20 protein-coding genes are annotated in these 23,222 nt (G+C 37.8%); 2 read left to right on the plus strand and 18 right to left on the minus strand.

What is annotated here, in order from left to right; genetic code table 11:
* Positions 1-118: 118 nt before the first annotated feature.
* Together NH288_RS06720 and NH288_RS06725 are read right to left on the minus strand one after the other, a co-directional pair.
* Entirely contained in the window at positions 119-1,150 is a 1,032-nt protein-coding gene (locus tag NH288_RS06720) for an enoyl-CoA hydratase/isomerase family protein (RefSeq protein ID WP_265214123.1), read from the minus strand.
* Positions 1,151-1,291: 141 nt separating this feature from the next.
* Positions 1,292-3,082, minus strand: a complete 1,791-nt coding sequence (locus NH288_RS06725) for a flavocytochrome c (protein WP_265214125.1) — start codon at positions 3,080-3,082, stop codon at positions 1,292-1,294.
* A 229-nt stretch (positions 3,083-3,311) separates the two neighbouring features.
* Between NH288_RS06725 and NH288_RS06730 the strand changes: the two genes are divergently transcribed.
* Together NH288_RS06730 and NH288_RS06735 are read left to right on the plus strand one after the other, a co-directional pair.
* Entirely contained in the window at positions 3,312-3,836 is a 525-nt protein-coding gene (locus NH288_RS06730) for a sigma-70 family RNA polymerase sigma factor (protein WP_265214126.1), read from the plus strand.
* A complete protein-coding gene (locus NH288_RS06735) occupies positions 3,820-4,812 on the plus strand; it encodes a hypothetical protein (RefSeq protein ID WP_265214128.1) in 993 nt (330 codons plus the stop codon). The genes NH288_RS06730 and NH288_RS06735 overlap by 17 nt, the downstream gene beginning before the upstream one ends.
* A gap of 39 nt (positions 4,813-4,851) precedes the next feature.
* Here NH288_RS06735 and NH288_RS06740 read toward each other — a convergent pair whose 3' ends face one another.
* The 16 genes from NH288_RS06740 to ilvA form a co-directional block, all read right to left on the minus strand.
* Entirely contained in the window at positions 4,852-5,226 is a 375-nt protein-coding gene (locus tag NH288_RS06740) for a hypothetical protein (protein WP_265214131.1), read from the minus strand.
* A gap of 165 nt (positions 5,227-5,391) precedes the next feature.
* Positions 5,392-5,979 carry a ribosome biogenesis GTP-binding protein YihA/YsxC gene (yihA, locus tag NH288_RS06745; protein WP_265214132.1) on the minus strand — a complete coding sequence of 196 codons (588 nt, stop codon included), beginning with the start codon at positions 5,977-5,979 and terminating at the stop codon, positions 5,392-5,394.
* Positions 5,976-8,306 carry an endopeptidase La gene (gene lon / locus NH288_RS06750; protein ID WP_265214134.1) on the minus strand — a complete coding sequence of 777 codons (2,331 nt, stop codon included), beginning with the start codon at positions 8,304-8,306 and terminating at the stop codon, positions 5,976-5,978. Before lon ends, yihA begins: the two co-directional genes overlap by 4 nt.
* A 53-nt stretch (positions 8,307-8,359) precedes the next feature.
* Entirely contained in the window at positions 8,360-9,574 is a 1,215-nt protein-coding gene (gene clpX, locus NH288_RS06755) for an ATP-dependent Clp protease ATP-binding subunit ClpX (RefSeq protein ID WP_265214136.1), read from the minus strand.
* Position 9,575: 1 nt separating this feature from the next.
* The gene (gene clpP, locus NH288_RS06760; protein ID WP_106461633.1) at positions 9,576-10,172 is read right to left on the minus strand and encodes an ATP-dependent Clp endopeptidase proteolytic subunit ClpP; all 597 of its coding nucleotides are present in this window, start codon (positions 10,170-10,172) and stop codon (positions 9,576-9,578) included.
* Between the two features lie 51 nt (positions 10,173-10,223).
* Positions 10,224-11,561, minus strand: coding sequence for a trigger factor (gene tig, locus NH288_RS06765; RefSeq protein ID WP_265214139.1), 1,338 nt, complete (start codon positions 11,559-11,561; stop codon positions 10,224-10,226).
* Positions 11,562-11,628: 67 nt separating this feature from the next.
* Positions 11,629-12,936 (minus strand): CCA tRNA nucleotidyltransferase, encoded by a 1,308-nt coding sequence (locus NH288_RS06770; protein ID WP_265214141.1) that lies wholly within the window; start codon positions 12,934-12,936, stop codon positions 11,629-11,631.
* Positions 12,929-13,900, minus strand: a complete 972-nt coding sequence (locus tag NH288_RS06775) for a YbbR-like domain-containing protein (protein ID WP_265214142.1) — start codon at positions 13,898-13,900, stop codon at positions 12,929-12,931. The genes NH288_RS06770 and NH288_RS06775 overlap by 8 nt, the downstream gene beginning before the upstream one ends.
* The gene (cdaA, locus tag NH288_RS06780) at positions 13,893-14,687 is read right to left on the minus strand and encodes a diadenylate cyclase CdaA (RefSeq protein WP_106461626.1); all 795 of its coding nucleotides are present in this window, start codon (positions 14,685-14,687) and stop codon (positions 13,893-13,895) included. Before cdaA ends, NH288_RS06775 begins: the two co-directional genes overlap by 8 nt.
* A gap of 113 nt (positions 14,688-14,800) precedes the next feature.
* Entirely contained in the window at positions 14,801-15,919 is a 1,119-nt protein-coding gene (locus NH288_RS06785) for an ABC transporter permease (protein ID WP_265214145.1), read from the minus strand.
* Positions 15,906-17,003, minus strand: a complete 1,098-nt coding sequence (locus NH288_RS06790; protein ID WP_265214147.1) for an ABC transporter permease — start codon at positions 17,001-17,003, stop codon at positions 15,906-15,908. Before NH288_RS06790 ends, NH288_RS06785 begins: the two co-directional genes overlap by 14 nt.
* A 1-nt stretch (position 17,004) precedes the next feature.
* Entirely contained in the window at positions 17,005-17,943 is a 939-nt protein-coding gene (locus tag NH288_RS06795; protein WP_265214149.1) for an ATP-binding cassette domain-containing protein, read from the minus strand.
* Positions 17,944-18,059: 116 nt separating this feature from the next.
* The gene (locus NH288_RS06800; RefSeq protein WP_265214150.1) at positions 18,060-19,352 is read right to left on the minus strand and encodes an NAD(P)H-dependent oxidoreductase; all 1,293 of its coding nucleotides are present in this window, start codon (positions 19,350-19,352) and stop codon (positions 18,060-18,062) included.
* Positions 19,353-19,376: 24 nt separating this feature from the next.
* Complete coding sequence (locus NH288_RS06805) at positions 19,377-20,570, minus strand: aminoacetone oxidase family FAD-binding enzyme (RefSeq protein ID WP_265214151.1); 1,194 nt, start codon at positions 20,568-20,570, stop codon at positions 19,377-19,379.
* The gene (locus NH288_RS06810) at positions 20,567-21,997 is read right to left on the minus strand and encodes a UDP-N-acetylmuramoyl-L-alanyl-D-glutamate--2,6-diaminopimelate ligase (protein WP_321161880.1); all 1,431 of its coding nucleotides are present in this window, start codon (positions 21,995-21,997) and stop codon (positions 20,567-20,569) included. Before NH288_RS06810 ends, NH288_RS06805 begins: the two co-directional genes overlap by 4 nt.
* Entirely contained in the window at positions 21,994-23,178 is a 1,185-nt protein-coding gene (gene ilvA, locus NH288_RS06815; protein ID WP_106461615.1) for a threonine ammonia-lyase, read from the minus strand. The genes NH288_RS06810 and ilvA overlap by 4 nt, the downstream gene beginning before the upstream one ends.
* Between the last annotated feature and the right edge of the window lie 44 nt (positions 23,179-23,222).

The following is a 23,222-nucleotide window of genomic DNA, read 5'->3' on the forward strand; positions in this document are numbered from 1 at the left end:
AATTTATTCCCACCTTAAAAATCTCTATATAATTAAATTACTTAATACAAATATCCGAGAAAAAAAGTGATGTTGCAGAATAGATTTAACTATTCTGCAACATCACCTTTTTTGGTGCTTATTTTATTCTAAGAAGATTTTTTACTTCTTTCTCATCTACATCAGCAAGGCTTGATACTGGCCAGACTGCTTCATTGTCCTTATCTATTAGCTTGGCCCTGATGCCTTCTTTGATAGCGCCTGTCTTTAAGCCGTATTTGATTATATCTAAGTCTAGGTCGATTGTCTCCTTGCGGGATAGTTTCTGACCTAGGAAATATTTTTCAAATTGGACTTTAACCATGAAGGGGTCTCTTGATTCTAGGACTTCTAGGCTTTCTCTTGCAAAATCATCATCAGCTTCTTTAAGGCTAGCTACGATTTCTTCTACAGAATCTTTAGCGAAGTGGGTCTTTATCTTGGCCTCATTTTCTATATTTGGGCTGGTGCCTTCTTTTATGGCAAAGCCTGAAATTTCATTCTTTATGTCCCCTATTAAATCTTCGCTTGTTTCTGATAATCTTACTATTATTTCTAAAATCTCTTGATAATCTTTATGATTTATTAGGATATGAGCAAGCTTATTTTTTACCAAATCTATTGGATAGAGCCTTGATCCTATTAGGCCTACATATTGGCCGAGGGCCCTGTCAAGCCTTGATATATAATAACCTACGGATACATCTGGCACAAAGCCTAGACTTGTTTCTGGCATGGCCCAGTTTGTTGTTTCATCTGCTATGATTAGGTCAGAGTGGATGGTAAGGCCAATTCCCCCGCCCATGGTGATGCCAAACCAATGGCTTATGATTGGCTTTGGATAGTCCATGATGTATTTATTGAGGTCAAATTCCTTTTTGAAGAATTCTTCCTTCTTAGGTGCTTCATCATTTGTAAGATAATTATAGTAAATTTCTTTTAGATCTCCACCTGCTGATAGACCCTTTTCTGCATGAGAATCAAAAAGGATTGCTCTTATGTCCTTATCTTCTTCAAATTTCTTAAGGGCTTTATATATTTCATCGACCATCTGGCCATTTATGGCATTTAGGGCCTCTGGCCTATCTAGGTAGATTATACCAATTTTATTTCTAACTTCTGTATTTATCATATATCCTCCAACTTTATTCTTAATCCTATCTTATATATACCTATTAGCTCGCAGAGTTAAACAATTTTTTGCAATCTTTACAGGCTTATCTTAATTAATTTGACAAAAAAAGAAGCCCCGAGGGACTTCTCTTGATATTTCTTAGTTTTTGGCATTTGCTGCTGCGTTTTCGCCTGCTATCTTACCAAATACTGTGATGTCTGTCATTGCTACAGAGCCTAATCTGTTTTCGCCATGGATACCGCCTGTTACTTCGCCTGCTGCGTATAGGCCTTCTATCCATTGTCCGTCTTTGTTTAGGACTTTTGCTTCTGTGTTGATTTTTAGACCACCCATTGTGTGGTGAACTGCTGGAGCTGCCTTCATCATGTAGAATGGTGCATCCTTTACTTGCCAGCCTAGCATTCTTAGGTTGAAGTCTGGGTCTTCTTCCTTGGCTGAGTTTTCGTTGAAGGTTTTTACTGTTTCTAGTAAGGCATCCTTGTCTATGCCAAAGTGGTCAGCTAATTCTTCTAGAGTGTCTGCTTTTACCATTAGGCCTCTGTCAAAGAGTGATTTTGCTTCTTCTGGGTTTGATGCCATGGTGCCTGTCTTTTCGTTTGATGTTTCATCCCAAAGAACATAGCCTACATAGTCTGTTTGAGCCTTGATTGCCATTGAGATTTCTCTTCTGGTACCTAGCTCTTCTACAAATCTCTTACCTTCTTTATTTACTAATAAAGCTCCACCAACTAGTCTTGTATCGCCGCAGTATAGAAGTTTTCCTGTTTCTACGTCACATACTGGGTAAAGTTGGATTTTATCCATATCTACTGTGTCTGCACCTAGTTTTTCAGCCATAGTGATACCATCACCTGTTGCTCCTGGTGAGTTTGTTGATAGGACGTGTTCGTCAACTTCCTTATCATTTTCGTAGCACATTTCAGCATTTGCACCGAAACCACCACTTGCAAGGACTACTGACTTAGCATTTACAAGAAGTTCGCCATCTTTTGTCTCAGCCTTAACTCCGCAAACCTTGCCGTCTTTAGCTAAGATTTCTTTTACGTCTGCTTCTGTAATTACTTCTATGCCAAGCTCTTGGCATTTTTTTGTGTAATTTTTGATTAGCTCGTTACCTGTATGAGCTGCTGGTATTAGAGATCTTTTTACTGAATGACCACCAAAGAACATTAGTGAATCTAACCACTTAACTCCTATGTCATCTCTTAACCAGTAAGCATCTTCTGTAGCCTTATCTGCTAGGACCTTGATTAATTCTGGGTTACCACCAGCTTTTTCTACGTCTTCTGCAAATTTTTCCTTACTATCTTCGATGCCTTCTTTTTCTTGAAGTTCGTTGGCTGGAGCTGCGTATTCACCACCAGAAATTAGGGTATTACCACCAACTGCTGATAGTTTTTCAAGTAGGACTACATTTGCTCCTGCTTCCTTGGCAGATACTGCTGCTGCAAAACCTGCACCACCACCACCGACTACTACTACGTCTACATCTTTTTCTGTAGTTTCGCCCTTAGCCTTTTCAACTTGGCCTTCGTAGTTTTTAACATCTCTACCGCTTGCTTCTATAGCAGCCTTAACAGCTTCTATAAGAGCAGTAGATGTAACTGTAGCACCTGAAACTGTATCTACATTGATAGAGTTATTAGCTATAATTTCTTCAACAAGCTTGTCAGCTGCCTTATCTCCAAGACCTTCTGTCTCTTCGTGGGTAAGGTCGATTTTTGCAATCTTATCGCCTTCGAAAGTTACTACAGCCTTAAGATCTCCATTGTGGCCTTTAGCTGTGCCCTCTCCTGTAGCCTCGCCTGTTGCTTCTTCTACCTTAGTGTCAGCCTTATCTCCTGCCTTCTTATCAGCTGTATTAGATCCACAAGCTGAGAAGAGCATGGATAGTGATAACAATAATGCTAACGTTTTACTTTTGTTCATATTGTCTCCTTTATATGTATTATGCTAATATTATAGTAAAGATTTACACTTTGTGCAAGGCTTTGAAATAATTAGTTAAAGCGTTTTTTATAAATATTTAATAAAACCCTAAATTTTTGCTTAAATGCATAAATTTATAAGGCAGGTAGAATAAATAAACAAATGTATTTTTACAAATCATGATAGAAAAGGCAAGGTTAGTACGAATATATAGGTGAAGGAGGCAATGATGGATGATTTAAAAATAATAAAGGGAATTAAAAATAAAAATGAAAAGTACCTTAGAATCTTCATCGACACTTACGGCCCAGTAATGAAAGCATCTATCTACAAGGTCTTGACCTTTAATGATAATCTGAGGATGGAAGTCTTAAATGAAGCAGTCCTAGCTGTCTGGGATAATATAGGATCCTTTGACCCAGAAAGGTCATCCTTTAAGAATTGGTGCGCGGGTGTTGCAAGATACAAGGCCATCGATGCCCTAAGAAAGGAAATTAGGCATAAAAGCGTAGATTTAAATGAAGTTGCAAACTATCTAGAGGATGATGATGAGATTTACCTAGATAATACAGATGAAATTCTTAAGGTCCTTGATGAAAGGGATAAAGAAATTTTTAGGAAATTATTTATAGAGGGCTTCTCCTACGACGAAGTGGCTAAAATCTATGACATATCAAAGGCAAATCTCTACAACAGAGTTTCAAGAGGTAAGAAAAAAATAAGGAAGGAGATTCAAAATGAAAAATGTTTATGATGAAATCAATAATTTAGAATTTGAAAGCGAAGAATATAAATTAAATGATATAGAAAAGGAGTCTTTATATAAAATGGCAAAATCTTATAAGAAAAATTCAAAGAAAAAATATATGGCAGTGGCAGCAGCCTTACTTCTTGTGGCAGGACTTACAATTCCTCCTGTAAGGGCTGAAGTTTCTAAATTTACCACAGATATCAAGGTATCCTTTATGGAAACCTTCGGTGCAAGCCCTGACTCCTACAAATATGTAACTGAGCTTAATAAGCCAATCACCATTGGGGAAGACTCCTTTATCCTTAATAATCTTGCCATTGAAGATAATCATATTTTCCTAAACGTCCTCAGAGATACAAGTAACAAAGTAAATGGTATGGCATTTTCTACAAGAGAAGCAAGTATTTATAAGGTTGTAATCAACGGCGAAACCTATAATGCCCTTTGCGAATCTGGTTCAGCAGCTGATAATGAAGACGGCGAAACTTATACAACATCAACCATGATAAACTTTGACAAGGACTTTCCTAGCCTAGAAAACGCAGACGTAGACCTCTACTTCCTACAGGGAACAAAAAGTGATATCGTATCTATCAAGGCTTCTACAAATCTTGTTAATGAAGACAACAAAATTTTAGCCCAAGACTACGAACTTCAAAATGGATCAAATATTAAATTAATGAAAGTAAACCCAATCACCATGACCGCTATAATTGAAGGCCTTGATGCAGACTATGACTACCAACTTGAAGGCCTTGACAAGGACGGCAAAAAAATAGAGCTTGACATAAGAACAGTTGAACACGGCATAGCTACTTTCCTCTATAACAACGAGTTCTCAGACCTAAGCCTAGATCAAATCAAGGACGGAAGAGAAATTACCTTCACCCTATCAAGATCAAAAATAAATGAAAACTCCGGCAGACTAACAGACGGTAACTACGAAAAAATCGCAGAATTTACTCTTTCAGCAAAATAAGTAATTTAAAAAGTAGGTGAAATTAAAATCACCTACTTTTTAGTATGCATAATCAAGCATCTTTTTGGTCATATAAAGCTGGTAGCACGCAGCTATTACTAATAAGTTTAAAAATTTAATGCTCAAGCTTACAGAAAATGAGATAGCAAGACCCATGAGGGCAAATGACCCATAAAATAGATACTTATATTTTTTATCAATGCTTTCTAAATAATAATTTGCTTCCTTATTAAATTTGATACCTAGGCTTTTTTGGTAAAATAAAGCTATAACTGACCAAACTAGGGTAGCTACAAATAGGTACCAAGTATCATAGACCCTTACTTCATAAACTACACCGACCATCAAGATATACATGATAAGCATAAGTCCTAAATATGTATTTTTTTGTTTATTAGATAAATTCCTAGTCATAAGATTTCCTTTCTTTTCTTCTTCCTTTTTATATTTATACCCACTTTTTTCTGCTAATACAAAAAAAGAAGGCCGGAGCCTTCTTGATTTATTATAATTTTTCTACCCTTTCGCTTCTTTCTGGGCTTATCCCATCAATTCACTAATTGAGATGAGTTTTACTAACTAGGCATTTATTATTACTTCAACTTGCTCTTCTAGGACGTCCTTGTTGTGTTTGGTTTCTGATGAGTAGGCAAAGATTAGGCCCTCATCTTCTATGCCTAGGGTTTTTTGAACTTGTTTTAGGTGTTTTTGGACCTGTCCTTTTTTTATTTTGTCAAACTTGGTTGCAATGACAAAGCCCATGTAGCCTGATTCTAGAATCCAATCATACATTTGCTTATCCAGAGCTGTTGGCTCATGGCGGATGTCTACCAAGAGGAAGACCTCTTTGAGATTTTCCCTCTCGTGGAGGTATTCATTTATTAGCTTATCCCACTTGGCTTTTTCGGCTTTGGAGACCTTGGCATAGCCATAGCCTGGTAAGTCTACCAGCCTAAAGGCATTGTTTACCCTATAAAAATTGATTGTTCTGGTCTTGCCTGGTTTGGAACTGGTCTTGGCAATGGCCCTCCTATTTGAAAAGGAATTGATAAAGGAGGACTTACCGACATTTGACCTACCTACAAAGGCAATTTCTGCCAATTCATCCTTTGGCCACTGGCTCTTAAAACCTGCAACTTGTTCTAATTCTATGTCTTTTATCTTCATATGAGGGCTCTTTCTATGACTTCTGAGACATTTGAAACTGGGATGAAGTTAATCTTATCCCTGATTTCCTTTGGTATATCTTCTGTATCTCTCTCGTTATCCTTTGGTATTATCACATTTGTGACCCCATAAGAATAGGCTGCTAGGGCCTTTTCCTTAAGACCGCCTATGGCTAGGACATCACCTGTGATTGTGACCTCCCCTGTCATGGCTAGGTTATTTCTCACCTTCTTGCCTGTGAGAGCAGAGGTGATAGCTGTGGTCATGGTTATACCTGCTGATGGACCATCTTTTGGTGTTGCCCCTTCTGGAACGTGGACGTGGATGTCCTTATCTTCATAAAACTTATCTTTAATACCAAGCTTGTCAGCATTTGACCTGATGTAGACAATAGCTGCTTGGCCAGATTCTTTCATGACATCTCCAAGAGAGCCTGTAAATTCTACATGTCCTTTACCTTCCATAACATTGGCCTCAACTGTAAGCATAGTACCACCCACAGATGTCCAAGCTAGGCCATTTACAACGCCTATCTTTTCTTCCTTGGATATGTGATCGTCTATAAATTTCTCACGGCCTAGGTATTTGCTGTAATTATTCATAGTAACTCTGACTGACTTCTTACCTTCTAGGATTTCCTTGACTGCTCTACGGCAAATCTTGCCAATTAGCCTTTCTAGCTCCCTAACACCTGCTTCTCTGGTATAGTTTTTGATAATTTTTTCTATAACATTGTCTGATAGGGCAAGCTCTTCATCGCTTAGACCTGTGTTTTTCATTTGCTTGGCTATGAGGTATTTCTTGGCAATGTTCATCTTCTCACCCATGGTGTAACCTGATAGCTCGATGATTTCAAGCCTATCGTAGAGGGCATCTGGAATTTGGTTGATGTCATTGGCTGTAGTTAGGAAAAATACATCCGATAGGTCAAAAGGTATGTCTAGGTAGCGGTCAATAAATTTATCATTTTGCTCAGGATCTAGAACTTCAAGAAGGGCTGATGATGGGTCACCCCTAAAATCAGATCCTAATTTATCAATCTCATCTAAGAGAAAGACTGGATTTTTAACCCCTACCCTGTTGATATTGGCAAGAACCCTACCTGCCATAGCTCCTACATAGGTCCTCCTATGGCCTCTAATTTCTGATTCATCTGTCACACCGCCCAGCCTCATTGAGACAAATTCACGGTTTAGGGCACGGGCTACAGACTTGGCAATGGAAGTCTTTCCCACTCCTGGAGGGCCTACAAGACAGATTATTGACCCCTTTACAGACTTATTTTTAATCCTAACGGCAATTGATTCTAGGATTCTTTCCTTGACATCTTCAAGGCCGTAGTGGTCTGTATCAAGGATTGTGCTTGCCTTTTTGATATCAAGGCTTTCCTTAGATTTTTTATTCCAAGGTAGGCCAACTACAAAGTCTAGGTAAGAAATAATCACCCCATAGTCTGGGCTCATCTCTGGTATGGATTCAAGCCTATCTAGGTCTTTGTTTAGGGATTTCTTGCTTTCCTTATCAAACTTAATCTTTGCAATCTTTTGGCGGAATTCGTCCACTTCATTTTCTGCCTGACCTGTTGTTTGGTTGAGTTCCTTCTTTAAAACATCCATCTTCTCCCTGAGGTAGTATTCCTTTTGGGATTTGTTTATATTGTCAGTTACTTCCTTTTCAATTTCTAGACCTAGGTTTTTAAGCTCGATTTCCTTATCAATTGTCCTGTGGAGAAATTTCATCCTTTCAGTAATATCAAGCTCACTTAAAAGCTGATAGTATTCCTTTGGAGAAAGGTCTAGGTGAAAGCTAATTAAATCTACTAGTCTATGGTAATTTTCAACTTCTACCATGCCATAGGATATCTCATCCATGATATCTTCGTTAATTGAGACATATTCCTTAAAATCTTCTAGGAGGAGTTTTTTGAGGGCTTGTAAGGTGTCGGTGTCTTCTTGGTTTTCTTCTAGGTATTCGTAAACTTCGACATCACTTCTTAAAAAGCCTTCTGCGACCTTTAGTTTCTCAAGCTTACCCACACCTCTTGCCTGGACAAAGACTCTAATTTCGCCATTTGGCATGGTGAAGGTTTCCTTAATGGTCGCTACTATTCCATATTCGTAAAGGCCATCTTGCTTAGGATTGTCATCGAAAATGTCCTTTTGGTTTAGTAAAAATATATCTTCGTTATTTAGCTTAGCATTTTCAACAGCATTTTTTGAGATGGACCTAGCGCAATCAAAATTAAGCATAGTAGTAGGCATTACCCAGTAGCCTCTTAAAGGCACCAATGCTAAGTTTTCTTGTGTTATTTTATATGTTTCTTTCATAAATCTTCCTTACGTTTAAAAAGGGAAATGACTAGCATTCCCCAATTTTACTCTTATTTCTTTTTGTATTCTAGCTTGCTAGGATCATCTATAGCTTCTTTGGTTACTAGAACTTCTTTTATTTCATTCCTGGATGGTATGTCAAACATCACATCGAGGAGGAGATTTTCAAGTATGGTCCTAAGGCCCCTAGCTCCTGTTTTTTGCTCTATTGCCTTTTTTGCTATAGCCTCAATAGCATCATCTTCAAAGCTTAGCTTGACATTATCAAGGTCAAACAGCTTTTGATATTGCTTGATGACTGAGTTTTTAGGCTCTTTTAGGATTCTCACTAGGGAATCTTCATCTAGGGCATCAAGACTTACTATTATTGGCACCCTACCGATAAATTCTGGTATAAGGCCAAATTTGAGCAAGTCTTCGGTATTGACTAGGCTTAGGTTTGTCTTTTCTCTTTTGGAAATATCTGCCCCGAAGCCGATGGTCTTATCGACTTGTCTTTGGTTTATAATATCTCCTATGCCTTCAAAGGCCCCACCTAGGATAAAGAGAATATTGGTGGTATTTACCCTGATATATTCTTGAGATGGGTGCTTCCTGCCCCCTTGTGGAGGGACATTGGCTTCTGTGCCTTCTATTAGCTTTAGAAGAGCTTGTTGGACTCCTTCCCCACTTACATCACGAGTTATAGATGGGTTTTCACTTTTTCTAGTAATCTTATCTATCTCGTCTACATAGATTATTCCAATTTCAGCTGCTTCTATGTCGTAATCAGCTGCTTGGACTAGTTTTAGGATAATATTTTCTACATCCTCACCCACATAACCTGCTTCGGTAAGGCTTGTAGCATCTGCTATAGCAAATGGCACATTTAGCTTTTTGGCTAGGGTTTGGGCAAGGAGGGTCTTACCAGAACCTGTTGGTCCAAGCATTAAAATATTTGATTTTTGTAATTCTACATCCGTATCTTCAACATTGGATGTAATTCTTTTGTAGTGGTTGTAGACTGCTACTGATAGGGTTTTTTTTGCTTCTTCTTGGCCTATTACATATTGGTCAAGGTAGTCTTTGATCTCCCTTGGTTTTGATAGTTCAAAATCAAAGGCAAAATCATTCATAGCATTTTCTTCACCCTCGATAATTTCTGAGCAAAGTTCCACGCATTCATTGCATATATAGCCATTTGCTCCGGCAATTATCCTCTTTACTTGGCTAGAATCTTTACCACAAAAAGAACATCTCACTTGCGTTTTGTCCATTTCTGCCATATTACTTATTACTTTCTATAACTTTATCTATTAGACCATATTCTAGGGCTTCTTGTGCACTCATGGCAAAGTCCCTGTCTGTATCTTTCTCTATTTGGGCAAGGTCTTTGCCAGTATTTTCTGCTAGAATCCTATTAAGGTTAGCCTTAATTTTTAGGATTTGCTCAGCTTGGATAACTATATCTGACGCTTGACCTTGGGCCCCACCTGATGGTTGGTGGATCATGATGTTGGAGTTAGGTAGAGAAAATCTCTTGCCCTTGGCTCCTGAAGATAGAAGTACTGCTCCCATTGATGCTGCTTGACCTATGCAGATTGTTGATACATCTGGCTTGATGTAGTTCATTGTGTCATAAATTGCAAGGCCGCTTGTTACAACGCCGCCTGGGGAGTTGATATAAAAATGTATGTCCTTGTTTGGATCTTCACTTTCTAAAAATAGAAGTTGGGCAATTATTATATCACTTACCTCATCACGTACCTCTCCAGATAGGAAAATTATCCTATCCTTGAGAAGTCTTGAATATATATCATAGGCTCTTTCGCCTCTGTTTGTTTGTTCTACTACTGTTGGTACTAAATAATTTTTAGCTAACATAAAGCCTCCTTTATAAGGATTTTCCTTATATTCAGCTTAAAACTAGGTTAATTATTTTGCTTCTTTGTTTTCCTCTACGTGTTTGAGGTATTCTTCATGAGGAAGAGCCTTAGCCTTACTTACTAGTAATTCTACAGCCTTTCTTCTCTTGATATTTTCTTCTAGAGTCTCATCAGAAACATTTTTAGCAAAGATTTCTTTGAATTTTTCAAAGTCATCTACACCGTAGTTTTTAGCTGTTTCTTTTAATTCTTCTTCTTTTTCTTCATCAGATACTTCGATGCCTTCTTTGATAGCTAGCTCATCTATTACAAGATTTGCCTTAACTCTAGCTTCAGCAGCTTCTCTATATTGGTCACGGATAGCGTTGATATCCATCTTTGTCATTTCAATATATTGAGAAAGTGTTAGACCCATTTGTTGAAGTCTTTGATCTAGATTTTGAAGATCAAAGTCGATTTCTCTGTCTACCATTGATTTTGGAGCGCTAACTTCACTTACTTCTACTAGGGCTGCTACTGCTTGGTTTTGCATTTGGCTTTCAGCAAAAGATTTCTTATCATCTGCTAGCTTTTCTTTTAGGTTGTTTTTAAGTTCTTCAAGTGTATCGAATTCTGAGATGTCTTTTGCAAATTCATCGTCAAGTTCTGGAAGTTGTTTTTCTGTGATTGAGTTGATTTCAACAACAAATTTAGCATCCTTGCCTTGGAATTCTTTTGCTTGGTAATCTTCTGGGAAGGTTACGTTGATTTCAAACTTATCTCCTACCTTGTGACCGATTATTTGGTCTTCAAAGCCTTCGATAAAGGTGTTTGAGCCTATTACTAGGTCATAGTCTTCTGCCTTGCCACCTTCAAATTCTTCATCATCTAGGTAGCCATCAAAGTCTATATTTACCTTGTCACCTTCTTTTGCTCCCCTATCTTCTACTGAGATAAGTCTAGCATTTTCTTCTTGTTGGTGAGATAGTTCGTGGTTTACATCTTCTTCAGTTACTTCACCAGATACTTCTTCTATTACAAGATTATTGTAATCACCTAGGACTGGATGTGGTTTTGTTTCTACTTCTACCTTGAAGGTGATGTCTTTGCCTTCTTCGATATCATCTAAGTCTACTGATGGTTGGTCGATTACTTCTAGACCTAATTCTTCTACTGCCTTTTCGTATGGTTCTGGGAATACTATTTGGATAGCATCATCGTAGAAGATTTCTGGGCCGTACATTTTTTCAAGAACTCTTCTTGGAACATGGCCTGGTCTGAAACCATCTATTCTGTATCTTTTCTTATTTCTCTTATATACTGTGTCAGTTGCTTTTTTAAAGTCATCATAAGCTACATTAAATTCAAATTTAGCTATGTTATTTTCGTGTGATTTTAATTCTGTCATTTTCTCCTCCGTGAAAGTTCATACTCATTGAAATAATATACTACATTTTTATCTAGCTAGCAAGAAACTAGCCCATTTCTCTTATAAATTTAAGGATTGCGGACTTATTATTAGGAAGTTTTTCCTCAAGAACATTTTCTTCTATTAATTTAAGCAAATCGCCCAAGGCCTTGCCTTCTTTGTAACCGAGTTTTATTAAGTCCTTGCCATTTACTGCTAAATCCGACCTTTTAAGGACCAGGTCCTCTTTTTCTAGATTTTTTAAAAGCTCGTGGGCCTTATTTATATTTGCTAGGTCCTTGTGGACTGTTGCAAGCTTATCAGCCTTTTGCAAGTCAAGGAGCCTTAAGAGGTCTTCCTTGCCAAGTTTTCTTAGAAGCCTTTTGATAGACTTTTCTGTATAGATATTGGCCGCATCCATATGCCTTCTAATAAGGTTTTCTACAGATCCTATAAGCTTTTTGGAATATTTTAAATCTCTAAGCCTTGCAATGGCAAGGTCTGCGGACAAGTCTTGGTGACCAAAAAATCTACCATTGCCCTTTTCATCAAGAAAAAAGCAATCTACCTTGCCTGTATCGTGAAGGATGGCGGCAAGTCTTGTTATTAGGTCTTTTTCTGTATTTCTTAAGACTTCTAGGCTGTGTTCATAGACATCTAGGTAGTGGTGGGGCGAATGTTGGTCAAATCCGATAGTTCTATATAGTTCTGGGAAAATCTTAGCAAGTAGACCCAATTCTTCTAAGAGTCTTATCCCATAAACTGGATTATCAGCTAGCAAAATTTTATTTATCTCACTTGCAATTCGCTCTTTTGAAATAAATCCAATATTCGCTTGTTTTTCTATTATGGCCTTTTTTAGACTATCCTCGATTGTAAAATCAAGACAAGTTGCAAACCTAACTGCCCTAAGGGCCCTCAGGTAATCTTCTTCAATCCTCTCTTTAGGATTACCCACAGCTCGTATTATCTTGTTTTTTATATCAGTCCTTCCGTCAAAAGGGTCGATTATTTCTCCACTCCTTTTAGCCATAGCATTTATGGTAAAGTCCCTGCGGGCCAAATCTTCATAAATATCATCAGTAAAGGATACAGCTACAGGCCTTCGCTTATCTAAATAGATTGAGTCGGACCTTAAGGTTGTTATCTCATACTCATCAAATCCTGCAAGAACTTTGATTGTTCCAAACTTCTTGCCAATATCAACTAGGGTAAAATCCTTAAAGACTTCCTTAATCTCATCTGGCCTTGCAGTCGTTGCTATGTCAACATCTGATGAAGGCTTTCCCATTATTTCATCTCTAAGGCAACCTCCCACAAGATAGGCTTTAAAGCCAGCTTCTTCTAGGCTTTTTAAGATAAATTCCTTATTCATCCTCGGAACTATCTTTCTTATTTACATCTATCCTGTAATTTATCACATCTTCCCCATCATAAACTTCTACACCATCTGGTAAATCTAGTTTTACTTCTCCGGATTTGCTGGCCTTGATGTTTGATACATTTACTGGGAAGGTTGAGATTTTACTTATATTTTTAAGGCTTTGGCCCTTTATTACAATCTGATCAGGCCTTAGGGTCTTAAGGCTTGCTTGATATCCCTCGGCAAGTTCACCCCTTACCTTTAGTTCTACCTTTACTTTTTTTGTTTCATAAACTAGGAAGGAAAGGTTGATATCCTTATGGTCTAGGTCAACTCCTTCAACTGTCTTTCCGCCCTTATCAAGGACATTGACATTTACATTATGAATTTTGCCATCCAGATATTCGGCATCATTGATGTAGGCTTCGATTCTGTCGACCTTATTTATTATGGATTCTGGTCCTGAAATCTGTATTTCCTTTGGCCTTTGTTCATTTACCTCGACAAGTTTGCCATCTTTCAACTTATCATCTATGACAATATTTACCGGCATTGACTTTGTGATTATCCTTTGGATATTAAGGTTTATACTCTTTGGGTCTATGTGATCGACATAGATTCCTGTTGGAGTATCAATGTTTACATCGAGGGAGTTAATACCTTCTTTGACATTTGCAACATTTATTGAGGCTTGAATATCAGATTGGTCAAGGCCTATAAGGTTATTTCTAGATCCTGTTAACCTGACTGATACAGTGTTTGCCTCATCCTTGCTGACAATGGTGTAGCCATTATCTTCAAGCTTATCCTGGTTTTGTATAATAAGCGGAAGGTTTCTAAAAGTCCTATTTGCTGTTGGATTGGTTGAAGTTGTGACAAAGGTCCACATCACTACAGCCACTATAATTGATAGGATTATCAGTTTATTATCGCTTTTATCGTCAAATTTTTTGAGTTTTTCTAGAAAGCTATTCATCTTTTTTTAGCCCCTTTTCGCTGATTTCATTTCTTAGTCTAATTGTTAGAGATTCTTCATCAAAATATCTGTTGATTACACCATTTTCAGCTACAGATATATTGCCTGTCTCCTCTGAAACTATGATTACAACCGCATCAGACTTTTCTGTAATACCTATAGCCGCCCTGTGCCTAGTGCCAAGCTCCTTGGCAATGGTATTGGATTGGGAAAGTGGCAAGTAGCAGGCTGCTGCTGTGATTGTGTTTTTTCTAATAATAACTGCCCCATCGTGGAGAGGTGTGTTTGGTATAAAGATATTTATAAGTAGTTCACTAGAAATATCTGCCTCAAGCATGGTTCCTGACTCAATTATATCAGAAAGTCCTACTTCCCTTTCAAGTACAACTAGGGCTCCGATTTTTTGACGAGAAAGGGAGCTCATTGCAGAAACTATTTCCTTGATAGAATCCTCATTTCTCATATTTTTCTCAGATCCAAAGATAGACCTACCCCTACCAATCCTCTCAAGACCAGTCCTAAGCTCAGGCTGAAAGACTACGATAATAAATACCAAAGATACAGTTAAAAACTGGTTCATAACCCAGGAAACCGTATTTAGGTTGAGCATATCAGCAATAGAGGCGAAAATTAGGACAAAGATAAGTCCATATAAAACCTGCTCAGCACGGGTGTTTCTAAGCAAGGAAAAAAGCTTATAAACAACAAAGGCTATAATTGCAATATCAATAACATCTGTGACTCTTATTAACATAAGAGATGTAATAAAATTATCTAAAAAATTCATATTCTCACTCCTAATAATATCCTACTTCTTTTTGCTAATAAATTACACTTCTTATGGATTTTCTTTAACAAAAAAGACCCTGGCATAGGCCAGAGTCAAAATCTGTATTTATTTTATCCTAGGTCAGAAACCTTTCTTTTAGCTTTTGGCCTAAAAATCAAGCTCATTAAGACAAAGGTTAGGGCAAAGGCAAGCATTATTCCCATATTTGGCAAGATTGTGCTTAGGGCTGGATTTTCTATTAGCATATTATTATTTTTTATATAATAATAAGAAGGTAAGATTTTTCCTATATTTAGGGCAGTCTTTGACAAAAATTCCTGAGGGACAAAGGCTCCGCACAAAAATGACGAACCCAAGCCCACCACCTGCATGATAGCCGACATTATATTTTCACTTACTATAAGATTTGCAAGCATAACAGCCATGGCTACGACAGTAATGGTAAAGATCAAAGAGTTTAAGATCATGAGGTTGGTGTGACTTGCCTTAAAATCGTACTTGTAGATTAGGGCAAAAAGAATGACATAAAATAGCCAAACTCCGATGCCTGTCACTATATGGCCCAGGATTAATTCCAAATTCATCCTAGCCTTTGGCATGGCAGAGACCTCATTTCTCATGGCAATAGTAGATTTCTTATAAATTTTAACTATAGTTGAAACTATAAGGATTACTTGTGATAAGATAAGATAATTTAAAAAGTTAAAATAAAAGAGGGAATCATCCTTGTTTTTAACCTTATTCTTATCCTTTAAATCCACTTCTATCTTCTTATCCAAATCCTTACTTGCAAAGTCAATTGCTTGAGCTTTCTCAAAACCTGCCCTTTCATAAGAAGCCACCTGGTTTAAAAACTGGTTGATATTCTCCTTTACAGCCATCCCATACATATCATTTGGGGCGTTTTTAAAATCTATCTTCCTAGTTTGGTCAAAATCTTTAGGAATCACGACAGCTGCGTTTATCATCTGGTAAAAGAGCTTATCTTCAGCTAGGTCTTCATCCATTTCCCTTATCATTGTGTTTTTATCAAGATAGACTACTAAGGCCCTAGATAAATCAGTCTCAGCCTCATCATTTATGTAAATATCAGGTTTTACACTTACATAAAAATCTCTCTTAACAGACCTTGTCGAAAAAATCATAAGGAGGCCAAAGATTAATGAGTAAAGGATTATAGCAAATTTGTGGCCTGCTGCAAGCTTAAAATAATTTTTAAAGACTCTCATATTCTTTACCTCGCATAAAATACATAGATACTAAGATTAGGGCCAGGGTCACCAAACCAAGATAGATTATATTTTGATAAAATCTACTGGTCTCTTCATAATAATAGAGGGCATAGATAGCATCTGTTACAAGAGCTACGGGATTAAGCTTATTAAGTATAGGGATATTTTCTTCAACTATAATCTTCATCTCAGACATCATCATGCCTGCCAAAAAGCTCATAAGCATAGAAAGAGCTATGCCTAGATTTATCTTAAACTCGATTGACTTTTTATTTGAAACGCCGATAAAAATCCCAAAGACAATGCCTGTAAGGGATGAAAGCAGACTTAGAAGGACTAAAAGTCCCATCCTATCCCCAAAGTCAATCCCGATCACTTTTTTCAAATAGCCTATAAAAATTAGGGTGATTGCAAAATTTATTAGCCAGCTTGCTAGGATTGATGCGCTTAGGGCTCGGCTTTTTCTAAGTGGAGATATGGTATTTCTCTTGGCATTTACAGATAAATTTGCCTCATATTGGTAGATTACGAAAAGCCCCCACATATAGCCATAGATTGTTGTCATGCCAACAAGGGTATAAAAAAAGGTATTTATCGGGTCCATGTTTTTTCTGGACTTATCATTTATAAAATCATCCACTTCCAAGACCTTGATAAGGTCTGCCTTAGGATTTTCTGCCATGATCCTTTTTACCATTTCAGATTTTTGCAAGTAGGCATTTAGAATTGTCTCTACTATGGTCTGGCTTATGCCTGATTTATTGGCATAAACCCTATCAAGGCTTTCTACATAGACCTTGACCTTGTCATTTTGATCTAAGATATTTTTGTCAGTGGCTTTATGGACCTTAAAATAATCCTCATCCTCCATCTGGTCTAGGAAATTTTTGAAATTCTCATCAGCTAGCAAGCTCTCATTAACACCTATATCTATCCTTTCAAATTTGTCCTGAGTGGACAAATTGCCAAAGGCTAGCTTAAATAAAATCGCCAAAAGAAAGGGGAAAATCAAGGCCCAAAAGACCATAGCCCTTTCTCTAAGGAGATATTTGAGTGTGTATTTAAATGAATGCAAAAACATACTAATCCCTCAAATCCTTGCCAGTAAGCTCTAGGAAAACATCGTTTAGGCTTGGTTTTTCTACGCTTATTGACTTATATTCTATGTTTCTTTCTTCTAGGAAGGTCATGAGTTTTACTAAATTTTCATCTCCCTTGGAGAAGTTTAGCCTTAAGATATTATCCTTGTAGTCAAGGCTTATTAGGTGGTCAAGGCCCCTTAGGTCTTTAAGGATTTCCTCACCTATATTACTTGCCTCAAGGCTTATCTTTTCTGTAAGGTCAATCATATCCTTAAGCTCTCTGGATGTGCCCTTGGCAAGGACCTTACCCTTATCGATTATGACTATATCATCACAGAGAAAGTCTACCTCATCCATATAGTGAGAGGTATAGATTATGGTTGAGCCCTCTTGGTTTAGTTTTTTGATTCCCTCAAGGATGTTATTTCTTGACTGAGGATCAACGGCCACTGTCGGTTCATCTAGGATTATGATATCAGGCCTATGTGCTATCCCGCAGGCTATATTTAGCCTTCTTAAGAGACCGCCAGATAGTTTTCTTGGCTTAAATTTTTTAAAGTCATTTAGGCCCACTAGGTCTATGGCCCTCTGGACAAGGTCTTTTCTCTCCTTCTTATCCCTTATATAAAGTCCGCAAAAATAATCTATATTTTCATAGACGCTTAGCTCGTCATAGACTCCCACATCCTGGAAGACTACGCCGATTTTTTCTTTAATATCATAGGCATCTGGCCTCATTTCCTGGCCATAGATTTTGACACTGCCCCCATCTTTTTTAAGGAGAGATAGGATGCAAGAAATTGTTGTCGACTTGCCAGACCCATTTGGGCCCAAGAGTCCCAAGATTCTTCCCTTTTTGACATCTAAATCAAGGCCGTCAAGGGCTTTTACTTCCTTATAATTTTTAACAAGCCCCCTTACTTCTATGAGATTTTCCATTGCTTTGCCCTCCTATATTCTTATACTTATATCAAACCTCCAATGATATATACTTGTAAAATTTATGTAAAAACCATGTAAAAAAACCGCCAATGGATTCCCATTGGCAGCTTTCTTTAAAGTTTCATTGAGTTTTGTCTGCGTCTTAGTCTGGTGATTGTGGCCTTTTCGTCGATTTTAACCATTGACATGTCTATTACTGTGTCCTTTTTGATATCTACTATTGCTTCTGTATTTGATGTTATAAGACCTATTGGAAGGAGGTCTTCATTTAGGCACCTGTCATGGCTGGTTAGCTTTCCAAAGACCCTGTCAGAGCCGATTCCTTCAAGCTTTTCACCCTTTTTGATATCCCTTTTGGCTACTGTTACAGTATCTGCTACCTGGCCATGAATTGGAGCAATAGATGGCTCATTTTCTACTACTGCATCATAAATTGTGATTGGAGCTTCTAGACTTGTTAGGTGGTAAGGTCTATACAATAAATAGTTTGGACCATCGCCAAAACCTAAGAATTTCATAAGATCTCTTACATCTTCCTGATCGCTTGTTACTATTATAAAGACTCCTGGAGCCATGCCTGGTGAAAAGTCAACTATTCCATAAGAGTTTAATACTCCACCATCAGCCTTAAGTTTAAAGTCTTCTACTGCCCTTTCCGGACTTGTTGTAATGCCGTGGCAACCAAAGGTATCTGGCAAAAATCCTAGGGCATTGCAGACAGCATTTAGCTCAATCATTGTATTTGTACCATCTACAAAGCTTGTTAACATTCTAGGAGATAAGCCTTTTTTCTTAGCTTCTTCTTCAAGAATTTCCGCTGTTGCATAGTTATCAAGTGGGTTGTTCTTGCCTTTTGCAGCTACTAGGACTTTTAGGCCCATGCCGTAGGCATTGTCTACTAGGTCAATTATTGCACCTGGCTCATCACCAAGGATGCCAGTATAAACAACTCCAGCCTTTTTTGCCATATCGTGTAGGACAGGTCCAACAGTCGCATCACATTCTACATTGAAACTAATCATATGTTTGTGGTATTGGATTGTTTTTCTGGCAATAACTGCCCCAAATGGTGGGTTGCCAGTACAGTCAACAACTGCATTTATCTGTAAAAGCTTATAGGCTAGTCTGTGGTTGGTTGATACTGCTACAAAGCCCTTTTCTAGAACCTCATAACCCTCGTTATAGTCATCTGTGTAGATGATCTTATCCTCGCTAACACCAGCCTGAACTAGGGCTTTTATAGCCTTTCTAGGATTCCTATCTACTACTAGCTTTACTTCCATGGCATCTATCTTTGATAGCTGGCTTATAAGAGAAGCCCCCATCTTGCCACAACCGATTATGGCTAGTTTGATGCTTTCTCCATTATCTTTCATTTCTCTTAGATTTCTATTTATCTTTAACATCTATTTCTCCTTTTTAAACAAAAACTAGTTTTTGTTTAGGTAGTCGGCACAAGCCTTTGCGCTTGAATATGCCCACTGTATATTATATCCCCCACAGGCCCCATCCACATCCAAAACCTCGCCTATAAAGTATAAGTCTTTTATATTTTTGGACTCAAAGGTCTTGGGATTTACAAATTTTGTATCAATTCCCCCAATTGTAACTTGGGCATTTTCCACATCATTTATCTCTTTTATCCTAAATTCCAAACCTTTAAGGCTTGCGGTGATTTTTTTAAGGTCCTTAGCACTTAAGGATTTTGCCTTGATATCTTCTCTAAGACCTGTGTTTTTTACTAGGTCAAAAATAAGCTTTTCGTTTATAAAGCCTGTCAAAAGCTCTCTAAGGGTCATATCTTTATATTTTCCCGCAAGAGCAGATAAAATATCCAAGACTTCCTTAAAATCATAGGCACTTAACAAGTCTAATTGTACCCTAATATCACTATTTTTAAACAGACCGTAGGAAATTTGGTTGGATAAATCAAGGATGGCTGTTCCTGTTAGGCCGTAAGGCTGAAAGATTACATCATCAGTAGAAGAGTTTATAAATTTACCGTCAATATATAAGCTCGCCTTGGCTGTGACCCTGACCCCCTTAGCTCTCTTTGAGAGAGGGTTTTGGCACTTATAATTGGTAATAGCATAGGAAAAATCTCTTAGGGAGTGGACTTTTTTAAGGATTTTAAAAATCTTGCCATCTGACCCACTTCCAGGTAGGCTCTTCCCTCCACTGGCTATTACAAGCCTATCGTAGGCATATTTGGCATCTTTTGTGATGACAAGTTTTTTCTCAAAGTCAATATCAAGGACATCTTCCTCAAAGATAAATTTGCCATTCGCCCTCATAAATAAGATATCCCTCACAGTTTTTGAGCTAAGGGTTTGGGGATAGCACCTGCCTGATGGAAGATTTGTAGTTAGGATTCCTAGGCTGTTAAGGTAGACGATTAAATCCTTGTTATCATTTGTCCTTAGGGCATAGGAGTAAAAGCCCTCATTGGATGAAAAATAAAAGTCATCTGAAAGATTGAGGTTGGTGAAATTACACCTGCCATTGCCTGTGGCTAAAAGTTTCCTGCCAGCTTGGTCATTTTTATCAAGGATTAGGAGGTCTTTTTTATAAAGACCTGCAAAAAATAGGCCAGCCGCCCCCGCCCCTATTAGGATTGTCTTCATAAATCTTCCAAGACCCTTCTGATGGTTTCCTTTTCCTTGTAAGGAGTTTTTTCATTGCCATGAAGTTTGATGAAATCTTCCTCGCCCTTGCCAAGGCAAAGGACATAATCGCCAGGCTTTGCCATTTTTATAGCAGATCTTATGGCGTCTTCTCTGTCTTTTACAAGACTATAGGCCCCGTAATTTTCCCTAAAGCCTGCTACTATATCTTTTGAAATATTTTCGTAGGTGTCAAATTTAGGATCGTCAGTAGTAATCATGGCATATATGTCAAAATCTGATACGGTCTTGCCAATTAGGGCTCTAAATTCTTCATTCCTATCGCCCTGGATACCAAAGACTGCGATTTTCTTGGCATCTTCTGGCAAGGATTTAAAAATCTCCTCATAGGCCCTTGGTGTGTGGGCAAAGTCAACTACTAGGTTTATACCAAGGTCATTGTCTATATATTCAAACCTTGACCCAACTCCTGGGAAATCTGTTATGACTTTTGCTATATCTGTAAGGCTTGCTCCCATCATCTTTAGGGCTGCGATGGCTGCAAGGTTGTTGTAAAGCTCAAAGTCTGCTATTGTGTTAAGCTTAAATTTTACCCCGTTAATGCTAAAGGTCATGGTTTTTTCTGATTTTTCTATATCTACCGCCCTGATATTGGCTGTATCAGATTTGCCAAAGCTTATGGCATCTGGGAAGATGCTTAGAGCTTTTTGTCCCCATTCATCATCGGCATTCACTATCTTTATTTCCGAGTTTTCAAGCAAAATCATCTTTGCCTTAAAATAAGCTTCCATGGTCTTGTGATAGTCTAAATGTTCTGTGGAGAGATTGTTAAAGATACCGACCTTAAAGTTAATCCCAAAAAGTCTGCCCTGGTCAAGTCCATGACTTGATGCCTCTAGGGTTAGGTATTTAATTTCCTTTTCTAAACATTTATTTAAAATCCTATTTATCTCTGTGATATCTGGAGTTGTATTTGAGGTAGGGATTATCTCTCCTGCCACATTTGCCCCATCTGTACCTATATTTGCACAAGGACCAAAGAGCCTTTCAATAAGATAGGCAACGAGTTTGCTAGTTGTGGTCTTGCCATTGGTTCCTGTTACTGCCACAAGGTCCATCTTTCTTGATGGGTAATCTGATATTATATTTGAAAGTTTTGCAAAAATTTCCCTTGGATTTTCCACTCTTATATAGGTGACATTTGGTATAAATTCCACATCTTCTGAGTGGACAATGGCACATGCTCCATTTTTTATGGCATCAGCTATATATTTATGGCCATCAAAGATTGACCCCTTTACTGCCACAAAGATGAAGTCTCTTTCTACCTTTAGAGAATTGTTAGTAACTCCCTTTATGAAAGTATCGTGGCCCATTCTTAGGCTTTTATATTCAATTTTGCTTAAAATCTCGCTTAATTTAATCAATGTAGGATATAACCTTTCCTTTCTATGGCTTCTCTAATTTTTTTGACATGGTCCCTGCCATTGGTCTCTAGGGTTAGCTCTACATTTATATTCTTAAATCTAGATGCTTCCTTGAAGCCGTCGTGTTCTATTGATATTATGTTGGCCTTAGTTGATGTAATTAGGGTGAGTAGCTCATTTAGCTTGCCTGGAATATTAGCGATTTCTACATCTATCCTTGCTATTTGGCCAATTTCATATAGTCCCTTATTTATAAGTTGGCTGATAAAAGACATATCGATATTGCCGCCGCTTACCAGGCAGACTACGTTTTTGTTAAAAAAGTTTAGCTTATCAAGAGCTGCTAATGGGAGGATTCCTGATGGCTCTGCTATTAGTTTGTGCTTTTCAATTAGCTTTATAAATGCCATGAGGATTTCCTCATCTGTTACTGTAATCCAGTCATCTACCACATCCTTGCAGATCTCGTAGTTTAGATCACCTACTCTTGCAACAGCTGTACCGTCTGCTATGGTATCTACACCTTCAAGGGTTACGATTTCGCCTCTTTTTATAGATTCTTTCATGGACCTGGCTGAATATGGCTCAACACCTATTACTTTTATAAGTGGTGATATTTGCTTGATGCATTTGGCAACACCTGATATTAGGCCGCCCCCACCTACTGGCACTATTACATAATCTACGTATTTGAGTTCATCAACTATCTCTAGACCAATTGTACCCTGGCCCTCGATTACGTCGAGGTCATCAAAAGGTGGAATAAAAGTGTAACCCTTTTCCTCAGCTAGTTTTAGAGCGTGTTCCTTACATTCATCAAAACTTGCCCCATGTAAAACTACCTCAGCCCCGTATTTTAAAGTCCCGTCGACCTTGATCATTGGAGTATGTTCTGGCATGCAGATTACAGCCTTCATTCCAAGTTTTTTGGCAGAAAATGCTACACCCTGGGCGTGGTTGCCAGCTGATGCTGTAATTATTCCCTTAGCTGCCGCCTCCTTATCAAGCTTAGATAGCTTGTTATAAGCCCCTCTTAGCTTAAATGATCCTGTTTTTTGAAGGTTTTCTGGCTTTATGTAAACGTTGTTATTGCATCCTTCAGAAAAAACTTCGGAATAAATCAAATGTGTAGGGTTTGTTACTTCACTAACTCTTGCTCTTGCTTTTTCAAAATCAAACATAATATATCCTTTCATATTTATTGTATATTTTTATTATAACATGT

Origin of the sequence: Anaerococcus sp. NML200537, from assembly GCF_026131715.1 — a bacterium.
Lineage (GTDB): Bacteria > Bacillota > Clostridia > Tissierellales > Peptoniphilaceae > Anaerococcus > Anaerococcus kampingae.